Annotated in this window: 22 protein-coding genes and 2 pseudogenes; 16 read left to right on the top strand and 8 right to left on the bottom strand. The window is 70.7% G+C overall.

Annotated features, from left to right (window positions below):
* Window positions 1-48: 48 nt before the first annotated feature.
* Entirely contained in the window at window positions 49-942 is an 894-nt protein-coding gene (locus ACFYYB_RS35670; RefSeq protein ID WP_389441355.1) for a DMT family transporter, read from the top strand.
* 67 nt (window positions 943-1,009) lie between these two features.
* Here ACFYYB_RS35670 and ACFYYB_RS35675 read toward each other — a convergent pair whose 3' ends face one another.
* The 4 genes and pseudogenes from ACFYYB_RS35675 to ACFYYB_RS35690 form a co-directional block, all read right to left on the bottom strand.
* Window positions 1,010-1,240: a hypothetical protein gene (locus ACFYYB_RS35675; RefSeq protein ID WP_389441359.1), complete on the bottom strand. Its 231-nt coding sequence runs from the start codon at window positions 1,238-1,240 to the stop codon at window positions 1,010-1,012.
* A 165-nt stretch (window positions 1,241-1,405) separates the two neighbouring features.
* Window positions 1,406-1,828 (bottom strand): GNAT family N-acetyltransferase, encoded by a 423-nt coding sequence (locus tag ACFYYB_RS35680; protein ID WP_389441820.1) that lies wholly within the window; start codon window positions 1,826-1,828, stop codon window positions 1,406-1,408.
* A 39-nt stretch (window positions 1,829-1,867) separates the two neighbouring features.
* Window positions 1,868-2,584 (bottom strand): annotated as a pseudogene (locus tag ACFYYB_RS35685) (alpha/beta fold hydrolase); the annotation flags it as partial.
* 9 nt (window positions 2,585-2,593) lie between these two features.
* Window positions 2,594-3,685, bottom strand: a pseudogene (locus ACFYYB_RS35690) (endonuclease/exonuclease/phosphatase family protein).
* A gap of 836 nt (window positions 3,686-4,521) precedes the next feature.
* Here ACFYYB_RS35690 and ACFYYB_RS35695 point away from each other — a divergent pair.
* Complete coding sequence (locus ACFYYB_RS35695) at window positions 4,522-5,637, top strand: ABC transporter substrate-binding protein (protein WP_389441362.1); 1,116 nt, start codon at window positions 4,522-4,524, stop codon at window positions 5,635-5,637.
* 47 nt (window positions 5,638-5,684) lie between these two features.
* On the opposite strand, the gene ACFYYB_RS35700 is transcribed toward ACFYYB_RS35695, so the two are convergent.
* The 4 genes from ACFYYB_RS35700 to ACFYYB_RS35715 form a co-directional block, all read right to left on the bottom strand.
* On the bottom strand, window positions 5,685-6,632 hold the full coding sequence (locus ACFYYB_RS35700; RefSeq protein WP_389441364.1) for an NAD-dependent epimerase/dehydratase family protein: 948 nt from the start codon (window positions 6,630-6,632) through the stop codon (window positions 5,685-5,687).
* A gap of 152 nt (window positions 6,633-6,784) precedes the next feature.
* On the bottom strand, window positions 6,785-7,549 hold the full coding sequence (locus ACFYYB_RS35705) for an SDR family NAD(P)-dependent oxidoreductase (RefSeq protein ID WP_389441367.1): 765 nt from the start codon (window positions 7,547-7,549) through the stop codon (window positions 6,785-6,787).
* 78 nt (window positions 7,550-7,627) lie between these two features.
* Window positions 7,628-8,890, bottom strand: a complete 1,263-nt coding sequence (locus tag ACFYYB_RS35710) for a cytochrome P450 (protein WP_389441369.1) — start codon at window positions 8,888-8,890, stop codon at window positions 7,628-7,630.
* 149 nt (window positions 8,891-9,039) lie between these two features.
* Window positions 9,040-9,984, bottom strand: a complete 945-nt coding sequence (locus tag ACFYYB_RS35715; RefSeq protein WP_389441371.1) for a ScbA/BarX family gamma-butyrolactone biosynthesis protein — start codon at window positions 9,982-9,984, stop codon at window positions 9,040-9,042.
* A gap of 167 nt (window positions 9,985-10,151) precedes the next feature.
* Between ACFYYB_RS35715 and ACFYYB_RS35720 the strand changes: the two genes are divergently transcribed.
* The 14 genes from ACFYYB_RS35720 to ACFYYB_RS35785 all read left to right on the top strand — a co-directional run bounded on the left by ACFYYB_RS35720 (window position 10,152) and on the right by ACFYYB_RS35785 (window position 24,817).
* Window positions 10,152-10,847: a ScbR family autoregulator-binding transcription factor gene (locus ACFYYB_RS35720; protein WP_389441374.1), complete on the top strand. Its 696-nt coding sequence runs from the start codon at window positions 10,152-10,154 to the stop codon at window positions 10,845-10,847.
* 231 nt (window positions 10,848-11,078) lie between these two features.
* Entirely contained in the window at window positions 11,079-12,692 is a 1,614-nt protein-coding gene (locus ACFYYB_RS35725; RefSeq protein ID WP_389441377.1) for a class I adenylate-forming enzyme family protein, read from the top strand.
* The gene (locus tag ACFYYB_RS35730) at window positions 12,689-13,072 is read left to right on the top strand and encodes a hypothetical protein (protein ID WP_327309991.1); all 384 of its coding nucleotides are present in this window, start codon (window positions 12,689-12,691) and stop codon (window positions 13,070-13,072) included. Before ACFYYB_RS35725 ends, ACFYYB_RS35730 begins: the two co-directional genes overlap by 4 nt.
* Window positions 13,073-13,268: 196 nt before the next feature.
* Entirely contained in the window at window positions 13,269-13,547 is a 279-nt protein-coding gene (locus ACFYYB_RS35735) for a LysR family transcriptional regulator (protein ID WP_327309990.1), read from the top strand.
* Window positions 13,548-13,888: 341 nt separating this feature from the next.
* Window positions 13,889-15,427, top strand: coding sequence for a 4-hydroxyphenylacetate 3-hydroxylase family protein (locus tag ACFYYB_RS35740; RefSeq protein ID WP_389441381.1), 1,539 nt, complete (start codon window positions 13,889-13,891; stop codon window positions 15,425-15,427).
* An 80-nt stretch (window positions 15,428-15,507) separates the two neighbouring features.
* Complete coding sequence (locus ACFYYB_RS35745) at window positions 15,508-16,005, top strand: flavin reductase family protein (protein WP_327309989.1); 498 nt, start codon at window positions 15,508-15,510, stop codon at window positions 16,003-16,005.
* Between the two features lies 1 nt (window position 16,006).
* Window positions 16,007-17,050 (top strand): hypothetical protein, encoded by a 1,044-nt coding sequence (locus ACFYYB_RS35750; protein WP_389441384.1) that lies wholly within the window; start codon window positions 16,007-16,009, stop codon window positions 17,048-17,050.
* 173 nt (window positions 17,051-17,223) lie between these two features.
* Window positions 17,224-18,768 carry an FAD/NAD(P)-binding protein gene (locus ACFYYB_RS35755; protein ID WP_389441387.1) on the top strand — a complete coding sequence of 515 codons (1,545 nt, stop codon included), beginning with the start codon at window positions 17,224-17,226 and terminating at the stop codon, window positions 18,766-18,768.
* A gap of 126 nt (window positions 18,769-18,894) precedes the next feature.
* On the top strand, window positions 18,895-19,707 hold the full coding sequence (locus tag ACFYYB_RS35760; RefSeq protein WP_214948962.1) for a class II aldolase/adducin family protein: 813 nt from the start codon (window positions 18,895-18,897) through the stop codon (window positions 19,705-19,707).
* A 65-nt stretch (window positions 19,708-19,772) separates the two neighbouring features.
* The gene (locus tag ACFYYB_RS35765; RefSeq protein ID WP_389441391.1) at window positions 19,773-20,420 is read left to right on the top strand and encodes an NAD(P)-dependent oxidoreductase; all 648 of its coding nucleotides are present in this window, start codon (window positions 19,773-19,775) and stop codon (window positions 20,418-20,420) included.
* A 29-nt stretch (window positions 20,421-20,449) separates the two neighbouring features.
* Window positions 20,450-21,718: a multidrug effflux MFS transporter gene (locus tag ACFYYB_RS35770; RefSeq protein WP_389441394.1), complete on the top strand. Its 1,269-nt coding sequence runs from the start codon at window positions 20,450-20,452 to the stop codon at window positions 21,716-21,718.
* 157 nt (window positions 21,719-21,875) lie between these two features.
* On the top strand, window positions 21,876-23,267 hold the full coding sequence (locus ACFYYB_RS35775) for a class II 3-deoxy-7-phosphoheptulonate synthase (RefSeq protein ID WP_389441396.1): 1,392 nt from the start codon (window positions 21,876-21,878) through the stop codon (window positions 23,265-23,267).
* A gap of 48 nt (window positions 23,268-23,315) precedes the next feature.
* Window positions 23,316-23,693: a chorismate mutase gene (gene aroH, locus ACFYYB_RS35780; protein WP_389441398.1), complete on the top strand. Its 378-nt coding sequence runs from the start codon at window positions 23,316-23,318 to the stop codon at window positions 23,691-23,693.
* The gene (locus ACFYYB_RS35785) at window positions 23,693-24,817 is read left to right on the top strand and encodes a prephenate dehydrogenase (protein WP_389441822.1); all 1,125 of its coding nucleotides are present in this window, start codon (window positions 23,693-23,695) and stop codon (window positions 24,815-24,817) included. Before aroH ends, ACFYYB_RS35785 begins: the two co-directional genes overlap by 1 nt.
* The last annotated feature ends 81 nt before the right edge of the window (window positions 24,818-24,898 follow it).

Below are 24,898 nucleotides of genomic sequence, written 5' to 3' on the forward strand. Positions count from 1 at the left end.
TCGGAAAAGGGCGACGGGCCTGTCGGGTGGGACGGGTAGCTTGCTCGCATGAACAAGACGTCTGATCAGGACAGGACCGACCGGCGGGCCCTGATAGCGGCCGGAGTCACCGTCGTGCTGTGGGCCTCCGCGTTTGTTTCCATCCGCTCGGCGGCCGCGCACTTCGGGCCCGGAGCGCTCGCGTTCGGACGCTTGCTGACCGCTTCGGTCGCGCTCGGGCTGGTGCTGGTCGTCAAGCGGGTGCCGCCGCCGCCGAAGCAGGCGTGGCCCGGGATCCTGATCTCCGGGGTGCTCTGGTTCGGGCTCTACATGGTGACGCTGAACTGGGGCGAGCAGCTCGTGGACGCCGGAACGGCGGCCATGATCGTCAACATCGGCCCGATCGTGATCGCCCTGCTCAGCGGCTGGCTGCTGAAGGAGGGTTTCCCGCCCCTGCTGTTGGCGGGCATGGCGGTTTCGTTCGCCGGGGCGGTGCTGGTCGGACTGTCCACCTCGAGCGGTGGGTCCGCGTCCGTGGGAGGTGTCCTGCTCTGCCTGGTTGCCGCGCTCACGTACGGGGCCGGGGTGGTCGCGCAGAAGCCGGCGCTGGCGTATGCCAGCCCGCTCCAGGTGACCACGTACGGCTGCTTCGTCGGCACGGCCGTCACGCTGCCCTTCGTCGGGCAGCTCGTCGACCAGCTTCCCGGGGCTCCGCTCGCCGCCGTCCTCAACATGCTCTACCTGGGGCTCTTCCCGACCGCACTCGCCTTCACCACCTGGTCGTTCGCGCTGTCGCGGACCACCGCCGGGAAGATGGGCGCGACTACGTACGCGGTGCCCGCCGTCGTGGTGCTCATCGCCTGGATCGCCCTTGACGAGGTCCCGGCGGCGCTGACCCTGCTCGGTGGTGCGGTCTGCCTGGCCGGGGTCGCCGTCTCCAGGAAGCGCCGGGTCTCGGCCTAGGCCTGGGCCTAGGCCTGGGCCTAGGGCTGGGCCTAGGGCTGGGCTTGGGCCTGCCCTAGGCCTGGGCCTAGGGCTGGGCTTGGGCCTGGGCTTGGGCTTGGGCCGAGGTTGTGTCCACGTAGTCGAGCGTGTGGTTCATGGCGATGGCCGAGGTGGTCGGAGTCATGCCGGCCCACGTGCCGTTCTGGTCCAAGGCGACGATGATGCCGGCCGGGTTGGAGGAGGGCGATGCGAAGCGCAGGCGGGTGTACGCGTCGTAGGAGTGGAAAGCGCCTCGCTGGTGATGCCGGCCGAGCATTCCTTGTTCAGGCCGTAGGGCCTGTGGCGCGCTCGTCCTCTGTGTCGCCCAACCGGGCGAGGGTCGCGAAGCTGAAGCCCGCCGCCCGGCATCGGTCGACCTACGGGGTGAACCGGGCGGAGTCGACGGTGCGGACGGTGAGTTCGAGGCGTACCCAGCGGACGCTCACGCGAGGCGCAGGTCTACGAAGGCCACGGTGTCGCCGGGGAGGACGTAGCGGTCGAACTCGATGAAGCCGGCTCGGCGCGCGAAGTCCAGGCCCTCCGGGTTGGACGCGAGGACCACGGTCTCGATCACCTCGGCGCCGAGGGACCGTGCCTGGGCGAGTGCGTAGGAGTACAGCTCGCGGCCGAAACCCCGTCCCCGGTACGCGGGCAGGACGCGCGCGATCACGGTGGCGGTCGAGGAGCCGGTGGCGGGGGGCCGGACCGTCGTGCATCCGACGAGGGCGTCGCCGAGGTGGGCGATGTGAAGGACGTTGCGCGCGGAGCGCTCCCGTACGTCTTCCAAGGAGAGGGGGGTTGTTGGGATGACCGTGTTGTGGACGAGCTGCCAGTCGCTCAGCGCGGCTTCGGAGGCGGCGTCCACCGGGTGGATGCGAAGACCTGAAGCCGGCGGCGGGGTGTCTTGCGCGGCGGCGTCGAGGAGGACGCGGGCCAGGGCGGACGGGGCGGAGAACATCGGCCAGTGGCCCGTGCCCAGGGTGACCCACTGCCAGTCCGGGCCGGTGGCCAGGAGCTCCGCCACGTCGGGGTGGGGGTCGGCGCCGTCCAGCAGGCATTTGACGTAGGTCGCGGGGAGTTCGGCGAGGGGGTGGGTCAGTACGGCCGGTTCGGTGAGCGTGGCACCCGGGTGCGGGGTCGCACCGGCGAGGAGCCGGGCGCTCTGCTCGGCGGTGAGGCCCTGGCCCTCACAGTCGGCGGCCTGCAGGGGCGGCCAGAAGCCGCCGTTCGCGGCGATCGAGGCCTCTACGGCGGCCCGGCCGTCCGGCCAGGCGGAGAGGAAGGATTCGTTGTGGACGGGAACGTTGGCATCGACGAAGACGACCCGGTTCAGGCGGGCGCCGATCCGCTCCGCGGCCTGCCCCACCGGGATGCCGGAGTAGCTGTGGCCCACGAGGACCACATCGCGCAGGCCGAGCTCGTCGATGGCGTCGACGATGTCCGCGACGTGCGTCTGCAGGCCGACCGCGACGCCCTGTCTGTCCGCGAGGCCGGACAGGGTCAGTGCGTGGACCTCGTGGTCGCCGTCCGTGGTGCGCAGTGCGGTGCGTAGTTCAGTGGCCACCTCGTCCCATGCCGCTGCTCCCAGCCAGGCGCCTGCCACCAGTACGAATTCGCTCATGAGCGTACGTTAATCGAACAGGATCTCGGCGGTGAGGGGCAGGTGATCGCTGGAGGTGGCGGGGAGCGTACGGACGCGGGTGACGGTGCCTGAGCGGGCCAGGATCTGGTCGATCCGGGCCAGAGGGAAGGCCGCTGGCCAGGTGAAGGCGAAGCCGGGGGTGGCGGGTGTTGCCTTTGCTACCAGGGCGGTGCGAAGGGGGGCCAGGCCACGGTCGTCGGCAGTGCCGTTGAGGTCCCCGAGCAGGACGACGCGGTCGGCGGGTTCCGCGGCGAGGACGGCGCCGAGCCGCACGGCGCTCTCGTCGCGGCGGGCGGAGCCGAAGCCGGAGGTGCCCAGGCGCAGCGAGGGGAGGTGGACGACGTAGACGGCGACGGGCCCGCCGGGGGTGGCGGCGGTGGCGCGCAGGGCGCGGTTCCAGTGCGGGTCGCCGGCTAGGGCCGACGGCCTGATGTCGATGGGGCGGACGTCGGCGAGCGGGTACGCCGACCAGAGGCCGACCGTGCCGTGGGTGGCGTGGTGGGGGTATTCCGCGGCGAGGGTGGCGGTGAAGGCAGCGAGGGCGGCGGGGGTGAGCTCCTCGACGGCGATGAGGGTGGGGTGGGAGGCGGCGAGGGCGCTGGCCGTTCGGGAGGGATTCGGGTTCTCATCGCTGATGTTGTGCTGGACGGCGGTGAGGGTGGGGTGGGTGGAGGTTGGGGCTTGGGCGGGGGTGTGGGGGAGCAGGTTGCCGAACTGGAGGAGCCAGGCTGCGGTGGGGAGCAGGAGGGCCAGGGCGGTGGCGGCGGAGCGGCGTCGTAGGGCCAGGGCGAGGAGGAGCGGGACGGCCAGGCCGAGTCAGGGCAGGAACGTCTCCAGGAAGCTGCCTAGGTGACCGGGGGTGTTGGGGACCAGGGAGGGGCGGGTCAGGAGTACGGCCAGGAGTGTGGAGAGGAGCGTGGCGAGTACGGGGAGTGTGGGGCGTAGCGGGAGGGGTGTGCGGTTGAGGGCCGTGGGCCAGGGGCGCGGGAGCGGGCGGGGGCGGGGTGGTTGGCGGGGGAGGAGGCGGTGGGCGGGGTCGGGGGTTGGGGTGGGGGGCGGCCCCGAGTCTGCCTGGGTCATGGGGCCGTTCCTGCCTGTTCCGGTTGGGGTGAATGGTGTGGGGGTGCGGCTGGTACCACGACGTCGGGGGCGGGGTGCCGGTTCCCGTGGGGTGTGCGTTCGGGGGTGGGCGGGAGCAGGGAGTGGCCTGGGGGTGTGCGGGGCCCTGCGGGGCCGTTGCCCCCACCCCGCCCCTTCCCGAAACCGGGGCTCTGCCCCGGGCCCCGTTGGCGGTTGGGCGGTCGGGTTGGGGTGGGACCTCTGACCCGGGCCCCTTGGGGCGGGGTGGTCGGGTCCGGGTAGGGCTGGGCTCCGGGCCGGCTGGGGTTGGGCATCTGGGCCCGTTCGGCGTTGGGTGCAGGGTCCGGTGGGGGCTGGGCGGTTGGGTTGTGACCCGGGTTCCGTGGGGCTGTGCCCTGGGTTCCGTGGGGTCGTGACCTGGGTTCCGTGGGGTCGTGACCTGGGTTCCGTGGGGTCGTGACCCGGGTTCCGTGGGGCTGTGCCCTGGGTTCCGTGGGGTTGTGACCCGGGTTCCGTGGGGCTGCGCCCCGGGTTCCGTGGGGCTGCGCCCTGGGTCCCGTGGGGTTGGGACCCAGGGTTGGTTGGGGGGCCTTGGGTCGGCTGGGTTGGGCCCAGGGTCCGGTGGGGGTGTCCCGGGTTCGGTGGAGGGCTGGGTGGTTGGGGGTGTGGGGGGCGGGGGGTGGTGGGGGGTTCTGTGGTGCTGGGCTGGGGTGTTGTGGGGGGTGGGGGTATGCGGTTGTTTTTTGGGGGTGGGGTGGGTCCAATGGGCGGGATGATCAGTTGGGTGCGCCGGTGGGGTTCTGGCCTGTGGGCGTGGGAGTAGGGGAGCGTTATCTGTGAACGCCTCGGCAGTGCCGTCGTCAGGGGGGCCGGCCGGTGGGGCGGTCGTGCGGGTGGGGGCTCTCGTGCCGTTGACGCGGCCCGGTTGGGTCGATGCGGGGCGGCAGCTGCTCGCGGGGCTTGAGCTTGCCGTGCGGGAGGTCAATGACGGGGGAGGGATCGACGGGCGGGCGCTGGAGCTAGTGGTGCGGGATACCGCGGCCGATCCGGAGCGGGCCGCGGCGGCCGTGGAGGAGCTGGCCGGGCTGGGGGTGGCCGCCGTGGTGGGGGAGTACCACAGCGTCGTCGCCCGGGCCGCCGCCGCTCGGGCCGATGCCCTCGGGGTGCCGTACCTGTGCTCCTCCGCGGTGCTCGACGCGCTCACCGAGGAGCCGACGGAGTGGGTCGCGCGGCTGGCCCCGGCGCAGTCCCACGGCTGGCGGACGTACGCGGACTTCCTGCTCGGGGCGGGCCACAGCCGGATCGCGCTGGCGATCCAGCCGAGTGTCTACTGGGCTTCCGGGACGCGCATCCTGCGGGAGCGGTTCGCCGGTCGTGGGGGCGGCGTCGTCGAGATCGAGGTGGACGGGACCTCTGCCGAGGGGGTGTGTGACGTGCTTGCAGGGGAGGGGGCCACCGCGCTCCTCCTGCTGGTCGGGTATCCGGAGCCGGCGGCGGCGATCGTCCGGGCGGTACGGGGCGACCGGCGGCTCGGGGAGGTGCTGATCGGCGCTCCGGCCGGACAACCGGAGCTCGCCGGATGGGCCGAGGCGCTGGGCGGGGACGGCGCCGGGGTCCCCTTCCTGCGTTACCTGCCCGAGCGGCTCGGTCCGCTCGGGGAGCGGGTGGGGAAGGAGCTCCGCGCGCGGCTGGGCGAGGAGCCCTCGTTCGTGGCCTTCGAGGGCTGGGACAGCGTCACCGTCCTCGCGGAGGTGTTCCGTTCGCACGGCACGGACCGGGCGGCCATCGCCGCGGCATGGCCGCGGGTGGAGGCCGAGGGCACCCGTGGGCCGATCCGGTTCTCCCGGACGCCGGGGAGCGGTGTCTGGCAGTGGGTCTGGGCGCCCGTCCGTGTGGTCGACCGGGATCCGGCGGACGTCACCGGTCCCTTTCGGATCCTCCACGGCGAATGAGGCCGGTGGTGGCCTTCATTCAGGTGCCGGCAGTCAGGTGACGGCACTCAGGTGCCGGCCAGGTGGGTGCGGTACCAGGGGGCCGCGGAGGGGAGCAGGGTGAGGGGTGTGGGCGTGGGGCGCAGGCCGGTCAGCTGCCAGATGCTGTCGGAGCGCTGGTAGTAGTCGCGGGCCAGTAAGGAGAACTGGCGCTCCGTCACCCGGCCCGGGCGCGCGCGGAGTTGTTCCATGCAGCGGTCCCACGGCCAGTCCTCCCGTACCACCGGCAGGATTCCTTCGGCGGCGAGGGCCGACATGAGGCCGGAGCTGGTCACCGCGGCGGGGTGGCTCGCATGGTGGACCCCGCCCACGGCGCGGCCGGGGGCCGTGGCCAGGGTGTCGATCAGGCGGGCCAGTTCGCCGACGTCGACCACGGACAGCAGTGCGCGGCCGCCGTCCCAGCTGGCCGGTACCCGGTCCATCAGTTCGGCGAGGGCCGGGACCACCCAGCGGTCACCGGCGCCCAGCACCAGACCCGGCCGCAGGACGGTACCGCCGGCGGCCAGCACCGGGGCCTCCGCCGCCAGCCGGGTGCGGCTCGCGGCGGACGCCGGATCCGGGGTCACCTCGTCGACCTCGATCCCGCGGTGCGGGAGGTTCCCGTAGACCGCGGCCGTGGACAGGTGGACGATCCGGTCCACCCCCGCCCGCACGGCCTCCGCGAGGAGGGACGCGCCGCCCAGGACGTTGACCGTGTGGCAGCGCTCCTCGTCCTGCCCGATGTACGAGGCCAGGTTCACCAGCGCGGCCGCGCCCTCGCAGGTCCCTTTCAGGGAGCCGGGGTCGCCCAGATCCGCGCGTACCCACTCCACGCCTTCGCGCGCCGCACCGGGGGTGCGGGCGAGGGCCCGCACCAGGATTCCGGGACGGCGGGCCAGGGCGTCCAGTGCGGCCGAGCCGACGAAACCGGTGGCTCCCGTAAGGACAATTACCCTGGGTCTTTCAGATGTCTGCATAGGGGCGATTTTATCGGTCTGTGGGTGCCCAGGCCGGGCGCTCTGAAATGCTCGTACAGCTCTTCGCCTTTTTGTTTCCGCCGAGTTCCGCCGAGTTCCCCGGTGTTCCGGTTGCTCGGCGGGCCGCGGCCGGCCGGTGTCGTGCGGAGCGGTCAGCGGGCGGTCCAGCCGCCGTCCACCGGGACGGTCGCGCCGACCACGAAGGACGCCTGGTCGCTGAGCAGCCACGCGGCCGCCTGCGCGATCTCGCGGGGGTCCGCCGTACGGGGCAGCGGGGTCCTGGTGTGCAGTTGCTCCTCCAGGCCCGGGTTCAGGTCGAACCACTGGGCCATCATCTCGCTGCGGGTGGTGCCGGGAGCGACGGCGTTGACCCGGACGCCCCGGGCGGCGTACTCGGCCGCGGCCTTCGTCAGGCCGATGACGGCGTGCTTCGCAGCGATGTACGCGGCGGACGCCGGGGTGCCGACCAGGCCCGCGACGCTGCTGTTGTTCACGATGGCCCCGCCGCCCGGCAGCATCGCGGCGATCTCGTACTTCATGCAGTTCCACGTGCCGCGGACATTGGTGGCCATGACGGCCTCGAACTCCGCGTCCTCGGTGAGGTGCAGCGGCGCGGGCACGGTACCGAGCCCCGCGTTGTTGAAGGCGGCGTCCAGGCGGCCGAAGAGCCGTACCGCCTTGTCCACGGCCGCCTCGACCTCTTCGGCGCGGGACACGTCGACGACCGCGTAGGCGGCGGTGAAACCCTGGTCCGTCAGTTCGCGGGTCAGCGCGGCCAGTTTCTCCTCGCGCCGGGCGGTGAGGAGCACCGAGGCCCCGTTCTCGCAGAACACCCGGGCGGCGGCCGCCCCGATGCCGCTGCTCGCGCCGGTGATCAGGGCGCGCCTGCCCTCGAGGAGGCCCGTCTTGTCCGTCATGGTGACTCTTCCGTCTTCCGTCTCGCGTCGTGCGACTGCCGTGGTTCGGGGGCCTTCAGGGAGGGTGTCCCCCCCGCACTATTGGCTGAAAATTGCCGCGCTGTGAGGGCCGGGCCCGCCCAGGATCACCGGAACCGTGCGGTGGCCGTTGGAGACGAAGGAGAACTTGGGCCGGAGTTCATCGGCCGGCACGGCCAGGGCGATGCCGGGGAAGCGCTCGAAGAGCGCCGACAGCGCGATGGCGACCTCCATCCGGGCCAGGTTCACGCCGAGGCAGTGGTGGGCTCCGTACCCGAACGACACGTGGTCGGCCCGGGTGTCGCGGGTGATGTCGAACAGGTCCGCCCCGGCCCCGTGGTGGAGGGGGTCGCGGCCCGCTCCGGCGAAGCAGATGACGATCGCGTCGCCCTGCGGGATCCGCACGTCGTCGTCGATCTCGATCGTCTCGACGGCGTAGCGCAGGATGCTGTGCGCGCCGGGCGGGTCCACGCGCAGGGATTCGTCGATCACGTCCTCCCAGGAGGCCTTGCCGTCCCGTACGAGGGCGAGCTGGTCGGGGTGTGTGAGGAGGGAGACGACCGCGTTGTCTATGAGGTTCACGGTGGTCTCGTAGCCGGCGGTGAAGAGGAGGATGAGGTTGTCGAGCAGTTCCTTCTCGCTCATATCCGCCGTGCCCGAGTCGCGTGCGGAGATGAGGCCCGATGTGAGGTCGTCGGCGGGATTTCTTCTCTTGTGGGCCACGACTTCGTTGAGGATTTCGTACATGGCTATGCCGTTCGCCATCGCGTCCTCGGGGGTGATCGAGGTGGCGAAGAATCCGTCGATGATCTTCTGGAGCGGGTCGCGCGCGGAATGTGGAATTCCGAACAGCTCGCAGACCACGGCGTGCGGCAGTACGTGGGCGAATTCCTTGCGGAGGTCCACGGGCTCTTCCCGCGGTCCCTGTTCCAAGCGGTCGAGCAGCCCGGCGGCGATTTCCTCGACCCGGGGCCGCAGGGCTGCCACGCGGCGCATGGTGAACTCCCCCGCCACCGGCTTGCGCAGGCGTGCGTGCTCCTCGCCGTAGGCGGTGACCATGTTCTGCACCGAGACCCAGATGGCCAGCGGCCACTCCTGGTCGACTTCTCCGTCGATCCACGCGGGCCAGTGCCGGTAGGCGTCCTTCGATACCCGGGGATCGGTGAGCAGGCGTTTCACGAGCGCGTAGTCCGTGACGGACCACGCCTCCACTCCGCCGGGGAGCACGATCCGCACGGCCCGGCCAAGGGAGCGTATTTCCTTGATCTCTCCGTGTATGTCCTGGCCGAGCGGATCGATGGCGAACGGGCACTGCCTGCTCACAGGAGTATCCCTCCTACAAATGCTGGTGACGGTGAGTCGGATGACGTCACAGGCTGACACGCCCAAGACCTTCCCGCCACTTTGCGCATGGGTCCGTCGGCCAGCGGATCGCAGGGAACCGATGCCCATTTCGTTCGAAAGTGAGGTGATCAGGAGGAAACGGGAATTGCTTCCAGGTGGGCGTCGAAGACCCGCTGGCCGCTCTGATGGCCGGTCACGCTCAGGGAGAGGGTGTTGTCACGGCTCCGGGCCATCGGCTGTGCCTGGATCAGACAGGGGGAGTGGAACTCCACGTACCGCTCGAAGGCCAGGCGCAGGGCCACGGGGTACAGCCGGGTGGTGCCGGCGACGGCGAACGCGGCCTGGTGGGTGGCCTCCAGGAGGACCATGCCGGGCACGTGGTCGTTCTTGTGCGCGAACAGCGTGGTGTTCGTGGTGTACGGCCGCAGCGTCCAGCAGCGGGGATCCACGGTGGGAGCCAGCAGGACATGGCTCGGGTCGGTCCGCAGGACGAGGGAGGGGTGCACCGGCTCCGGCACGGGCAGGACCGGGCGGGCGTCCGCGTACTCACCACGCATCCGGCGGTAGGCGCCGGGAGAGGTGCACGTCATGCTGCCGTCGCCGGTGGCGATGACCCGGCCGCTCTGGATCACGTCCATGTGGCACACCATGCCGGAGAAGCGGGCGCCGCGACGGTTGACGTTCGTGCAGGTGACGTCGATGTGCATGGGGGAGTCGTCGTCCGCTGCCAGTAGTTCGGGATTGATCCGGTACTGGAGGTCGGACATCAGGAAGTGGTGCCCGAGGGGGACGTTGTACTCGGCGTGCGAGAGCAGGATGCCGGTCTGGCGGATGGCCTCCGCGATGACGGCCGGCGAACGGAAACCGTGGAGCCCGGTATGGAACGGGTGGTTTTCAGGCCAACGCACGGTGACGTCGAATCGGTCGGGAGCTGTGCGTTTCCAAGCCGAGAGGAACACCTCGGAGGTGTCAGGCCGGTGCACGAGCCAGTTGGGTACGGCCGGAGGCCTTGCATCTGAGACCCCGACCGACGGTCTTTGGGCGTTTTCGTTCGCGTACGACGTGATTAACATGATTTACCCTCCGGACTTCGAGGCAGATTCGAGCCACTCGTGGTAGGTCTTGGTTCGCCGCAAGATACGTGCTGCCTGGTATAATTTGCAACGGCTGTTTTCGGTGACATGCTCATACCCCCGAGGAGGTGCATCAGTTGGCCACCAGCAGCGTGGAAGGAGCGAGGGTGTCTCAGAGGGAGACTTCTCGGCGCACCCGGCAACTCATCGTCGAGGCCGCCGGCGCCGTGTTCGCAGAGAAGGGCTTCAATGGGGCCACGATCGCGGACGTCTACCAGCGGCTCGGGCTGACCAAGGGCGCCTTCTACTACTACTTCAAAGGCAAGGAAGAGCTGGCCCAGGCCGTTCTGGCCAGCCAGATCGACACGGTCGGCTTCCCGCTCGTACCGCGGAGCACCCGGCTGCAGGAGCTGATCGACAAGGGCATGCTCTTCGCCGTTCAGATCCGCAGCGATCCGATCGTGCAGGGCAGCCTGCGGCTGTCCCTGGAGCGCGGCAGCCACCACGAGCACCGCATGCGCCCCTACCAGGACTGGATCGACCACAACCGGTTCGCCCTGGGCGAGGCCCGGGCGTGCGGTGAACTCCACGCGCACGTGGACCTCGACGCGGTCGCCAACCTGTTCGTCGGCGCCTTCACCGGAGTGCAGGTGCTCTCGGAGGTGATGGCCGACTGGGAGGACCTGGAAGTACGGGTATCCGTGCTGCTCAGGCACATCATGCCGATCATCGCGCTGCCGACGGTGCTGGCCGAACTCGACATGGCTCCCGGCCGCGCCGAGCGGGTCATGGCCGACCTGGAGAAGCACCTGCGCGAGCGGGCCGAGGCCGAACTCGTCGAGTCGGCCGAGCTCCGGGCCTAGCCCCCCGCGCAGCGACCCGCGGTCGGGCGCCCTGTGGGCGGCCCGGTTCCGGCACTTTCCTCCGCCGGGCGTCATCGACGCCCGGCGGAGGCGTTTGCGCAACCCGTTCGGCGCTTCGGGCGGCGACATCAGATCTTCCGATGAGCCGTTGCCTACCTTCATGCACGTTTGTTTCCATGGGCGCGGCCCCGAGCCACATACGAGGCTCTTGACCGACCACGGAGAACCCACATGATCAAGCTCGATGACATCCGCCGGCACGCGGCGGGCGGCGTGACGCGGGATGCCTTGGTCGACGGCCAGGTGCGGCTGACCTGGGGCCAGTTCGCCGAGACCGTGGAGCGGACGGCGGCCGGACTCACCGAACACCTGCCACCGGAGGGCGCGGTCCGGGCGGTCTTCCTCGCCGGGAACAGCTGGCAGCTCACCGTCGCGATGAGCGCCTGCGCCACCCTCGGCGTCTCCTGCACCGGTCTCGACCCGCAGAGCGGGAAGGACGATCTGGGGCAGGTGCTCTCCTGGCTGGAGCCGTCCGTCGTCTTCGTGACCTCGGAGCACCACGCCACCCTCGACCAGCTCGTGTGGCCCAGCGGTCCGAAGGCCGTACACGTCCTGCTGGACGGGATCACGGCTCCCGGCGCCCCGGCCACCCCCGGCAAGCACGAGGCGCTCAACTTCGACCTGCTGACCTCGGCCGAACCGCTGCGCACCCTGCCGGCGCCCCGGCCGTACGAGTCCTTCGCGGTCAGTGCGCGCAGCGAGGGACCCGCCCGCCTCGCCGTGCGCCGCACCCCCTCCGAGGGCCGTCACTTGGTCGACCTCGTGGACGAGTTCGGGCTCAACCGGGACGACGTCCACCTGGCCTGCGCCCCGCCGACCGAGCCCACGGCCCTGGCGCTGGCCCGCACGATGCTCGGCATCGGCGCCACCGTCGTCCTCGCGGACGGAGCCGGCCCCGAGACCCTGACCGCGCTGCTCGTCGCCGAGCGGGTCAGCACCGGGGTGATCACCCCCTCCGCCCTGCACGGGCTGCTCGGACTGCCGGAGACCGCCGATCCCTCGCCGCGCACCCGCCACCTGCGGTTCCTCCTCACCCCCGGCGCCCACCTGGGCCGCTGGACCGTCAACACGGCCTGGGAGCGGCTCGGCCCGGTGCTGCACACCGCGCTCGGCAGCGCCGAGACCGGGCTGACCGCCGTCATGGGACCCGAGGAGCTGCTGGTCTCGCCGCCGCGCTCGGGCCACACCACGCTCGGCACCACCGTCGCCGTCCTCGGCGAGGACGGGCAGCCGGTGGGGCAGGGCGAGAGCGGGCGCCTGGCCTTCGCGGGCCACCAGGTCATGGACGGCTACCTGGACGGCGAGACGCAGGTCGCCGAGCTGGACCTCGGCTGGGGCGTGGAGCGCTTCCTGGTCACCGACGAGTCCGGGTACGTGGACGAGACCGGCCGGCTGCTGGTCACCGGGCGGGTCACCGAAGTGCCCGTGGTGGTCCGCGATTCGGCGGTCGACACCGAGCTGTTCCGGCTGGAGTCGGACCTGCTCAACCTGCCCTGCCTGCGCGACACCGCCGTCATGCGGGTCAGCAACGCGGTGCTGGGCGACGCGATCGTGGTCCCCTTCATCGCCGTGGCGGTCGGCCGCGAGGCCACCGGGTACCAGGCGCTCAGCGCCGCCTGCGCCCGCCGGGTCCCGTCGCTGCCCGCGCACGTCATCGCCGTCGACACCATTCCGTACAGCCCGACGGGCCGGATCCGCACCGGGGACCTGCTCGACGCGGTGCTGCCCATCATCACTCTGAACCTGCAGCTTGAGCAGTCGATGCAACAGGAGATGTCCGCGTGAACCTGCCCTCCTTCGACGACCAGCCGTACGACGAGGTGCTGGTGGAGGACTTCGAAGCGGCCTTCTTCGCGCTCGAACTCGAACTCCTCGACCTGCCCTGCGTCCAGGACATCGCGGTGATGCGCACCCGGCTCCCCGAGGTGGGAGAGACGCTCGTGGTGGCCTTCGTACCGCTCCTGGAGGAGGACCAGGAGGCCGGCGGACGCCAGGCCGCGCTGGCCGCCTGCGAGCGGCGCATGCCATGGGTGCTCTCGCACGCGGTGGCCGTCGACGCGATCCCGCGGGCGGCCGACGGATCCGCGCGCACGGGGCTCCTGATCGACCGTCTGCTCCCGCAGATAGCCCGGGACCTCCTCTCGCCGATGGAGATGTCCGACTAGTCCACTCCGCCCAACCCGCTGTCAACCACGAAGCAGCGGCTGACCTGTGGCCATGCCCTCCCTGCGGGCATGGCCACGGGTATGTCCGGGGTACGTCGGGAACATGAAGCGTGGATTCTCGTACTGCAGTTATACCTGCACCGTGGTATGTTTCCAGTCTCCGAGGCTCTGAGCCTCGCAGAAGGGAGCCCCTGCCGTGCAGTTCCAGCAGTTACGCTCGTTCCGTGAAGTAGCCGCCGAGATGAGCTTCACTCGCGCCGCTCGCAACCTCCACTACTCGCAGCCCAGCGTCACCGCCCACATCAAGAACCTCGAGGACTACATCGGGGCCGAGCTGTTCCATCGCGCCGGCGGCCGGGTCCAGCTCACCGAGGCGGGCATGCGACTGCTGCCGCACGTGGAGAAGATCATTCTGATAGCCGAGGCCGCCTGTATCGACGCGGCGTCCGCCAGTCACACCCGTCCCGCGGCCTGACCAGTCGTCCGACATCTTGTGCAGTCCCTTTTCATTCGGCCCGGCTGCGTATCCGAATTACCTGGATCAATGCCGGGCCGAAGTTATTTCGGAGCATCCGGAATTCATGATTCCGAAATATCGAGAAGCGTGGAGCGACCCTTCTCTCTGACGTCAACAAGGTTTCTCCGGTTCGTAGTTGACGTACCCCCTCGAACGTGATGGCGCCAGAGTTGGCGTAGATGGGCAATTGTCCGTGCGCGGCCCCGCAAGAGCGGATCGGCGCCCGAGCCTACGCTCGGGGCAATCGAACTGTGCGTCCGGCAGCGGTCGCGTGTATTACCCCTGGAGAGGACACCAAAATGGGTCAGGTCCCGATAGTGGATCAGTCGGCCGGCGAGGCTCCGAACGACCTCATGACGGGCGACTCCTACCTGGAGAGCCTGCGCGACGGTCGCCAGGTCTTCGTGGACGGCGAGCTCGTCAAGGACGTGACGACGCACCCGGCCTTCGCCATGGCCGCGCGGTCGACCGCGCACCTCTACGACGCGCTCCACCACCCGGACACCAAGGACCTGATGACGACGGTCGACCGGTACACGGGGTACCGCGTCCACCGCTTCTTCACCCCGGCGCACTCGGGCGAGGACCTCATCAAGGCCCGCGACGCCATCGAGCACTGGGCCCGCCTGAGCTACGGCTTCATGAACCGCACGCCCGACTACAAGGCGTCGTTCATGGCCGGCCTGGCCGTCACCCACGACTTCTACGAGCCCTTCGGCGACAACGCCCGCGCCTGGTACGAGAAGTACGCCCGCCAGGGCCTCTCGATCAGCCACGCGATCGTCAACCCGCCCGTCGACCGCAACAAGTCGGCGCACGAGATCCGCGACGTCTACCTCAAGGTCGTCGAGGAGCGCGAGGACGGCATCGTCGTCGAGGGTGCCAAGCTGATGGCCACCGCCTCGGCGCTGAGCAACGTCGCCTTCGTCGGCCAGATCCACCTGGCCAACCTCGAAAAGGGCAAGGCCGAGGACATGGCGCTGGCCTTCCTGGCCCCGCTGAACACCCCCGGCATGAAGGTCGTCTGCCGCACCTCCTACGAGGGCAAGGCCACCAGCCCGTTCGACAACCCGCTCTCCAGCCGGTTCGACGAGAACGACGCGGTGCTGGTCTTCGACAAAGCGTTCATCCCGTGGGAGAACGTCCTGATCTACCGGGACACCGAGAAGATCCACCAGTACTTCCCGCGCTCCGGTCTGCTGTCCCGCGGCTTCTTCCAGGGCGCGATCCGCATGTCGGTCAAGCTGGAGTTCATGGCGGGCGTCCTCGACCGGGGCACCCGCATCAACGGCACCGACGGCTTCCGCGGCGTCCAGGCCGGCCTCGGCGAGCTTCTCGCCTGGCGCCACCAGACCTGGGCCGTCACCACCGCCATGGCCCTGGACCCGGAGGCCGGCCCGGCCGGCACGGTCCTGCCGCGCATGGACTACTCGGCCGGCTACCGGGCGCTCGCCCCGCTCAGCTGGGAGCGCACGCACCGCTTCTTCGAGGAGCACCTCGCGGGCGCGCTGCTGATGACCCCCTCCAGCGCCAAGGACCTGCAGAACCCCGAGCTGCGTCCGCTGCTCGACCGCTACTACCGCGGCACCGGCGCCACCGCCGAGGAGCGCACCAAGCTCTTCAAGCTGGCCTGGGACGCGATCGGCACCGAGTTCGGCGCCCGCCACGAGCTGTACGAGCTCAACTACGCGGGCGGCCCCGACCAGGTGCGCCTCGACACGCTGAACTGGTCGCGCGGCGCCGGTCTGCTCGACAACTACGGCGACCTCGTCCAGAAGGCCCTGGACGACTACGACCTCGACGGCTGGACCCGCGGCCGCTGGGCCGAAGGCAACTGACCGTCAAGCCCGCGTACGGACGGGTGCCCGCGGCCGAAGCGCCGCGCGCACCCGTCCGCGCCCAGCAGAGAGGCCCGGCCATGAACCACGACCTGCGCGATGTGATGCGTTCCTTCGCCACCGGGGTGTGCGTCGTCAGCACCTACACCGACAAGGACGGCGCGCGCACCCACAACGCGATCACCGTCAACTCGCTCACCTCCGTTTCCCTGGAACCGCCGCTGGTGTCCCTGAGCTTCCGTCACGACTCGGAGTTCTTCGCCGAGCTGCTGCGCACCGGGGTCGTGGGGATCTCGATCCTCGGCGCCGAGGGCGAGTCGACGGCCCGCGCGTTCGCGCGCCGGCGGCCCGAGCGCGACCAGGCGCTGACCGAGGTGGCCGGGGCTCCGGGCGAGGCCACCGGGACGCTCCTGTTCGACGCGGCCGCCTGGATGGAGTGCAGCCTGCGCGACCACGTGGTGGCCGGCGACCACGTGATGGTCATCGGCGAAGTCGTCGCCATGGGTGCCCGCGAGACCCAGACCCCCCTGATCTTCCTTCAGGGCGGATTCCACAGATTCGAACTGGAACAGGTGTGAAGTGCGTGCGAAGAACCTGTTGAGCTGGCGGGCGCTCCTCGGAGCCGCCCTGGCCATATCAGCCCTGACCCTGCTGCTCCTGCCCGGCAACCCGGCCCAGGCCACGGACTCCACCGCGGAGGCCGCGGCGCGTACGTCCGGCTCGGTGACGGTCTGCCTGGTGACGCGGGACGCCCCGACCCGCGAGCGCACCGTCAAGGTCGCGCAGTGGGCCTCGCAGGTCCTGCTCCAGGAGACGCTCTCCTACGCGGGGCCGTGCGCCTCGTACGGTGCCCCGAGCCCGCTCGGCAACGGCACCGTGCGCACGTACGCGCAGATCAACGGCACCACCCCGCAGACCGTCGGCTTCGTCTTCCCCAAGAACACGCTGACCAACCTGCCGACCACCATGACCGACGGCCACCACTGCTACGACATGGACGGCAACGGCACGGTCAACGAGCACACCGAGTGCGTCGGCGGCCACGAGCGCCCGCTGGAGCTGCCCTCGCAGCTGACCGCGCTGCCCGGGATGCCGCTCAAGTGGGCCCTGCTGAACTACAACCCGATGGGCCACGGGCCGGAGCACATCTACAACGTGCCGCACTTCGACTTCCACTTCTACACGCAGTCCAAGGCGGAGCGCGACGCGATCCGCAGCGGCCCCTGCGGCCTGGCCATCAACTGCGACGACTACGCGACGGCCATCGAGCCGATCCCCCCGCAGTACCTGCCGGCGGACTACGTGAACAACAACGTGGCCGAGGCGGCCATGGGCAACCACCTGGTCGACCTGAACTCGCCCGAATGGCACTCCGTCGCCTTCACCCAGACCTTCATCTACGGCGCCTACGACGCCAAGATCAGCTTCCTCGAGCCGATGATCACGAAGGCCTGGTTCGAGGGCATAGCCGCCGGGGTCAACCCGAGCCGCTGCTGGCCCATAAAGCAGCCGCAGCAGTGGCAGATAGGCGGCTGGTACCCGCAGGAGTACTGCATCGACTACCGCGCCAATCGCGGGGACTTCACCGTCTCGATGAAGAACTTCAAGAACTCCAACGCCTGAGTCGCAAAGACCCAAACCCTTGGCCGACCGGTTCCGCCCCCGCCGCACCGGGGGTGGCCGGCGGCTCCCACTGAATCCCCGGAGTAGGCGAGGAAAGGGCCACCGTGATCGCGGACAGCAAGGCCGGCGCACGACGACCCCGCGCCTTCCACGAATTGATAGGTGACTGACACATGTCCCGTGGATTCTCGATCGGCATCGTCGGAGGAGGCGCGGCTGCAGTCTGCTTGATCGACGCGTTGTCGCGAACACAGAGCGAACCGGGCAGCCTCACGGTCTTCGAACCGTCGCCGCACCTGTGGCGCGGGCGTGCCTACCAGGTCGACACCGAGACCCTCAAGGTCAACGCGACCCCCGACGACATGTCCGTGCGCGCCGGCGACCTCCAGCACTTCGAGAACTGGCTGGAGACGCGGGACAAGGTCATAGGGGTCCGCACCGGAGTCGACCGCTGGTCGGGGAGCCGCTTCGCCCCCCGCACCGTCTACGGCGAGTACCTGGAGCAGACGGCCTACGCGGCGCTCGGCGAACTGCGCCGCCAGGGCTGGCGGGTCGACCTCGTCGGCGAGGGGGTCACCTCCGCGAGCCGCGCCGCCAACCGGGTGCTGCTGCGCACCGGCAACGGCCGGGCCCGCGCCTTCGACTACGCCATCCTGTGCGTCGGCGGCGACAGCCCCAAGGACGTCTACGGTCTGGGCGACACCCCCGGCTTCGTCGGGGACCCGTACCCGATCGTCAACAAGCTGGCGAGCGTCGGCGAGCGGGAGCACGTCGCGATCATCGGCAGCGGCCTGACCGCCATCGACATCATCCTGTCGCTGGCCGCCCAGGGTCACCAGGGCAAGATCAGCTTGCTCTCCCGGCGAGGCGTCCTGCCCGGCGTACGGCAGAAGGCGGTCCCCTTCGAGCTGCGGCACTTCACCCCGCACCGGATGGAGGAGCTGGCCGCGATCCACCCCGAGATCTCCCTCGAGGACATCGCCACCATCATGCGGGCCGAGTTCCGCGATGTGGGCGCCGACCTCGACGCCGTCGTCTCGGAGATCATCCGGGTCGACCTGGAGGACCCGGTCGACCGGCTGCGCCGGCAGATCGAAGAGGTCGACTCCCCCCACATGGGCCTGCGCATCCTCCAGCGCGCGGTTCCCGAGACCGGCCCCGACGTCTGGCCGATGCTGCGCGAGCAGGACAAGGTCCAGCTGCTGCGCGCCCACTACCGCACGATCATGAGCCTGTGCTGCCCGATGCCGCCCGGCAGCGCCGGAGTCCTCCTCGACCTCGTCGAGGCGGACAAGCTGGAGATCGTCGCCGGCCTGCAGAACATCACCCCGAACCCCGAGGCCGGCTTCGACGTCGTCACCGCCGAGGGACACGACTTCACGGCCGACCGCGTCATCAGCGCGGTCAACGCCTCCGAGGGGCGCATCCCCACCAGCGCCGCGCCCCTGGTCACCTCGCTCATGCGCAGCCGCGTCGCCAGCCGGCACCCCCACGGCGGCCTGCACATAGCGCGTCCGACCAGCCAGCTGACCACCAACGGCCGGCCCGACCCGCGCCTGTACGGGCTCGGCAACATCGCCGCCGGCTCGCTCTTCTTCACCTTCGGGATCCCCTCCCTGGTCGACCGCAGCCAGGACATCGTCGGCGCGATCCTGCAGCACGCCGAGACCGTCACGGCCGCCACCCAGGAGAACGAGGACGTCCTGCTCACGGTCTAGCGCCGCCCGCACCCGCACCCGCATCCGTACCGCCGCCCGTACCCGCACCAGTACTCGTACCCGTAGCCGCACCCGCCCCGACACCGGAAGACGACCCGGAGATTCCGGAGATGAGGACCCCCGAGCATGAGCGTCACCGAGACCGACCGGCCCGCCTACCTGGCGGACACGCACACCGGCCTGCCGATTCCCAGCGAGCCGGTCTTCGCCACCCACGAGGAGACGCGCCGCCACCGCAAGCAGCGGCTCGCCGCCGCGCTGAGGCTGTTCGGGAAGTACGGCTTCGGTGAGGGCATCTCGGGCCACATCTCGGTCCGCGACCCGGAGCACGAGGACCGGTTCTGGGTGAACCCCTTCGGTGTCTCCTTCAACCTGGTCCGCGTCGCCGACCTCATCTGCGTGGACTCGGCGGGCAATGTCGTTGAGGGCAAGCACCGGGTCAACCCCAGTGCGTTCGTGATCCATTCGGCCATCCACGAGATGCAGCCGGGTGCCACGGCGGCCGCCCACGGCCACACCGCGCACTCCCGCGCGCTGGGCGCCCTGGGCCGTCTGCTGGACCCCATCGACCAGGAATCGGCGGCCTTCTACAACCGCCAGGTCCTCTACGAGGAGTACGAGGGCCCCTCCGTCTCGGCCGAACTCGGCCGCGACATCGCGGAGAAGCTGGGCGACAACCGCGCGATCCTGCTGCGCCACCACGGCCTGATAACCGTCGGCGGATCGCTCGACGAGGCCGTGCACTGGTTCTTCACCTACGACAGCTGCGCCCAGGTGCAGCTGCTCGCCAGGGCCGCGGGCACGCCCAAGAGCTTCACCCATGAGCAGGCCGTCGCCGCTGGGGACGGCTTCGGCAACGAGCAGCTGGGCTGGTTCAGCTTCCAGCTGCTCTGGGACGAGATCATCCGCGAGCAGCCCGACTTCCTCGAAGAGGACTAGCCCGCGGCACGTCTCCTTGTCCGGCACCACCCCCGAAGAATCACCGAGGAAGAAGAGGCACCACCATGAACATCCTGCTTTTCGGAGCCAGCGGACACATCGGCAGCGCCATCGCCGGCGAACTGCTCTCCCGCGGCCACGCCGTCACCGGGGTGACCCGCACCGGCGAGATCGCGGGCAACGGCCACGAAGGCCTCAAGGTCATCGCCGGTGACGCCACCGACGCGGACACCGTGGCCGAACTGTCCGCGGCGGGCTACGACGCCGTCGCCTCGGCCGTCGGCCCCAAGCTCGGCGTCGACGACGACCACAAGATCATCGTCGGTGCGGCCAACGCGCTCATCGAGGGCCTCACCCGCAGCGGCGTCCGCCGTGTCGTGGTCCTCGGCGGCGCCGGCAGCCTGGAGGTCGCCCCGGGCGTCAAGGTCATCGACAACCCGAACTTCCCGGCCGTGTGGAAGCAGAACGCACTCGCCCAGAGCGAGGCGCTCGCCCTCTACCGCCAGGCCGGCTCCCTGGACTGGACGTTCATCTCCCCCGCCGCCCAGATCGAGCCCGGCGCACGCACCGGGAACTATCGCATCGGTGGTGAGCAGCTCCTGGTGGACGCCGAAGGCAAGAGCCAGATCAGCATCGCCGACTACGCGGTCGCCTTCGCGGACGAACTGGAGCGCGGCGACGCGATCCAGGCCCGCATCACCGTCGCCTACTGATTCCGCGTCCCCCGGAGGGGATCAGACACATGACTTCATCCGCCACACCGAAGAGCGCCGGCATCGTCCGGTTCGCGATCATCCTCGGTGCACTCACCGCTCTCGGTCCGCTCGCCAACGACGCCTACATGCCGGGCCTTCCGCAGATCGCCGAGGACCTGAGCACCAGCGCCTCGGCGGCCCAGCTCAGCCTCACCGCCTGCCTGCTCGGCCTCGGCATCGGCCAGCTCATCGCCGGACCCGTCAGTGACGCGCTCGGCCGCCGCCGGCCGCTCATCGCCGGTCTGGCGCTGTTCGCCGTCACCGCCCTGCTGTGCGCCTTCGCCCCCAACATCTGGACGCTGGTCGGGCTGCGCGCCCTCCAGGGCCTCGGCGGCGCCACCGGCATCGTCATCGCCTCCGCGGTCGTGCGCGACCGGCACACCGGGCCCGCCGCGGCCCGGTTCTTCGCGATGCTGATGCTCATCACCGGCATCGCGCCGATCCTGGCCCCCGTCCTCGGCGGCCAGCTGATGCTCGTCACCTCGTGGAAGGGCATCTTCGTCGCCCTCGCCATCATCGGCGCCCTGATGCTCATCGGCGTCGCCGGCGCCCTGCCCGAGACGCACCCGGCGGAGCGGCGCGTGCGCGGCGGCCTCAAGGCCACCGGCCCGATCTTCCGCCGGCTGCTCGGCGACAAGGTGTTCGTCGGCTACAACCTGGCCTGCGGCTTCGCCTTCGCCGCGATGTTCGCCTACATCTCCGGCTCGACCTTCGTGCTCCAGTCCATCCACGGGATGTCCCCGCAGGCGTACAGCGTCGTCTTCGGCGTCAACGCCCTCGGTCTGGTCATCGCCGCGCAGGTCAGCGGCCGCATCGTGCACAAGACCGGCCCGCGCGCCCTGCTCGCCACCGGTCTCGCCGTCTCCGCGGTCGGCGGCCTCGGGCTGCTCGCCGTCGTCCTCACCGACGCCGGTCTGGCCCCGCTGCTCGTCGCGCTCTTCCTGGTCGTCTCCAGTGTCGGCCTCGTCCTGCCGAACTCCTTCGCGCTGGCCCTCCAGGACCACGGCGACGTGGCCGGTTCGGCCGCCGCGCTGCTGGGCCTGTCCCAGCACCTGATCGGCGCGGCCGTGGTCCCGCTCGTCGGCCTCGCCGGCGAGGACAGCGCGGTCCCGATGGGCATCGTCATCGCCGTCCTCGGCGTCGGCGGTCTGCTCTTCTTCGGCCTCACCAAGGGCCACAAGGCCGCCGGTGAGGAAGCCGGGCCCGAAGCTCAGGCGCCCGAGGCCGTTCCCTCCGGGGTCCACGAGCCGGTCTAGGCCCCTGGCGAGACAGGCACCCGCAACGGATTGCCCACCGGGGGTCCGTACGGCCGCACCACCGTACGGACCCCCGGCTCCCGGGGCCGCCATCCCGGGCGGCGACAGGCCCACACCTCTTCCCTTTCCCACCGAAACCGATCGAGGCACAGCCACCATGACCCTCGCCACGCACGCCACGGCCGTCGACTCCTGGCGGCTGCTGCCCGCCGCCCAGCAGCCGTCCTACCCCGATCCGGTCGCCCTGCGCTCCGCGCTCGACGACCTCGCCTCCTTCCCGCCCCTGGTCTTCGCCGGCGAGTGCGACCGGCTGCGCGACCGGCTCGCCGACGTCGCCCGGGGCGAGGCCTTCGTCCTCCAGGGCGGGGACTGCGCCGAGACCTTCGACGCCGTCAGCTCCGACCAGGTCCGCGACAAGGTGCAGACGCTGCTCCAGATGGCCGCCGTCCTCACCTACGCGAGCTCCGTGCCCGTGGTGAAGATCGGCCGGATCGCCGGGCAGTACTCCAAGCCCCGCTCCAAGCCCACCGAGATCCGCGACGGCGTCGAACTGCCCGTCTACCGCGGTGACTCCGTCAACGGCCTCGCCTTCACGCCCGAGTCCCGCACCCCGGACCCGGAGCGGCTCAAGCGGATGTACCACTCCTCCGCCGCCACCCTGAACCTCGTACGGGCCTTCACCACCGGCGGCTACGCCGACCTGCGCCAGGTCCACGAGTGGAACCGTGACTTCGTCGCCGCCTCCCCGGTCGGTGAGCGCTACGAGCGCCTCGCCGGGGACATCGACGACGCGCTCACCTTCCTCGCCGCCTGCGGCGCCGACCCGGCCGCCGTCCACTCCTCCGAGATCTTCGCCAGCCACGAGGCCCTGCTGCTGGACTACGAGGCCGCGCTCACCCGCGTCGACGCCCGTACCGGACGACTGTACGACGTCTCCGGCCACATGATCTGGATCGGTGAGCGAACCCGTCAACTCGACGGTGCCCACGTCGAGTTCGCCTCCTCGGTGCGGAACCCCATCGGAGTCAAGCTCGGCCCCACGACCTCCGCCGACGAGGCCCTGCGCCTCATCGACAAGCTGGACCCGCAGCGCGAGCCCGGCCGCCTCACCTTCATCACCCGGATGGGCGCCCGCAACATCCGCGAGATCCTCCCCGAGCTGATCGGCAAGGTCACCGCCGAGGGCGCGCGCCCCGCGTGGATCTGCGACCCGATGCACGGCAACACCTTCGAGGCGCCCAGCGGCCACAAGACCCGGCACTTCGACGACGTGCTCGACGAGGTCACCGGCTTCTTCGAGGTCCACCGCGCGCTCGGCACCCACCCCGGCGGCATCCACATCGAGCTGACCGGCGACGACGTCACCGAATGCGTCGGAGGCGGCGCCGAGGTCCGGCTCACCGACCTCGGACAGCGCTACGAGTCCGCGTGCGACCCGCGCCTGAACCGCAAGCAGTCGCTCGACCTGGCCTTCCGGGTCGCCGAGCTGTACCGCGGTCGCGCGACGGCCGTCGCGGCCCCTCGCGAAGCCGTACCGGCCGCCGCCTGATCCCGCGCGACCGATCGACGTACCGTCCTGAAGCAAAGGGAGAAGCCCATGTCCGTGCGTGCCCTGCGCGGTGCCATCCAGCTGGAAGTCGACGAGCGGGGCCACCTGCTGGACGGGGTCCGAACGCTGTTCCAGGAGATGCTCGCCGCCAACGGGCTCGACCAGGAGGAGCTGGTCAGCCTGTTCTTCACGGCGACCCCCGACCTGGTCAGCGAGTTCCCGGCGGTCGCCGCCCGCGATCTGGGCGTGACCGACGTGCCGATGATGTGCGCGCAGGAACTGGACATCGCCGGGGCCCTGCCCCGGGTCGTGCGGATCCTCGCGTACGCCGAGACGCAGCTGTCCAAGCGCGAGATCAAGCACGTCTACCTGGGCGGTGCGGCCGCCCTGCGCCGAGACCTGGTCACCGCCGGGGAATCCAGATGATCCGCTCCGCCGCGGTGGTGGGGACGGGCCTCATCGGAACCTCCATCGCACTGGCCCTGTCGCGTCGCGGGGTGGCCGTCCACCTCATGGACGCGAACGACTCGGCCGCCCGCACCGCCGCCTCGCTCGGCGCCGGCACCGTCGGCGCCCCGAAGACCACCGTGGACCTGGCCGTACTGGCCGTCCCGCCGGCCCAGGTCGGCACCGTGCTCGCCGCCCAGCAGAGGCTGGGCCTGGCCCGTTCGTACACCGACGTCGCCAGCGTCAAGACCGAACCGGAGATCGGGGTCCTCGCCGCCGGCGCCGACCCCGTCAGCTTCATCGGCGGACACCCGATGGCCGGCCGGGAGCGCTCCGGCCCGCTCGCCGCCTGCGCCACCCTCTTCGAGGGCCGCTCCTGGGTGCTGACCCCGACGGCCCACACCAGCCGCGACGCGCTCAACATGGCGCTGATGATGGTCTCCCTGTGCGGGGCGGTGCCCGTGGTGATGGACAGCGACGTCCATGACCGGGCCGTGGCCCGCGTCTCCCACACCCCGCACGTGGTGGCCTCGCTGATGGCCGCCCGCCTCCAGCACCTCCCGGAGGACGCCTGCCGGCTGGCCGGGCAGGGGCTGCGCGACGTGACCCGGATCGCCGGGGGCGACCCCCGGCTGTGGAGCGACATCCTGGAGTCCAACGCCACCGCGGTCGCCGACGTGCTGACCGAGCTCGCCGAGGACCTCCAGGTCACCGTGGCCGCCCTGCGGGGCCTCGCCACCGACGACGCCGACGAACGCGCCCAGGGCACCACGTTCCTGGCCGACCTGCTCGGCCGCGGCCTCAGCGGCCGCGACCGCATCCCCGGCAAGCACGGGCACCCGGTGCCCGCCTGCGCTCCGGTCCGCGTCCTGATCGGGGACCAACCTGGCGAACTCGCCCGGCTCCTCGCGAACGCCGCCGAACTCGCCGTCAACATCGAGGACATGACCATCGACCACTCGCCCGGCGACGAGAGCGGCCTGGTCGAGCTGATGGTCGCCCGCGGGACCGCCGTCACCCTGGCCCAGGGCCTGATGGGCGCCGGCTGGCGGGTCCAGCGGATGGGGCCGATCGAGGCTCCGCCGGTGGCCGTGGGCGTCTGACCCCGCGCCCGCGGATCCCCGTACGACCCGTTCCGTCGTCCCTTTCCCCCCTCTACGGGGATCCGGCCGCCCCACCGGCCG

Source organism: Streptomyces sp. NPDC002886, assembly GCF_042888445.1.
Taxonomy (GTDB): Bacteria; Actinomycetota; Actinomycetes; order Streptomycetales; family Streptomycetaceae; genus Streptomyces.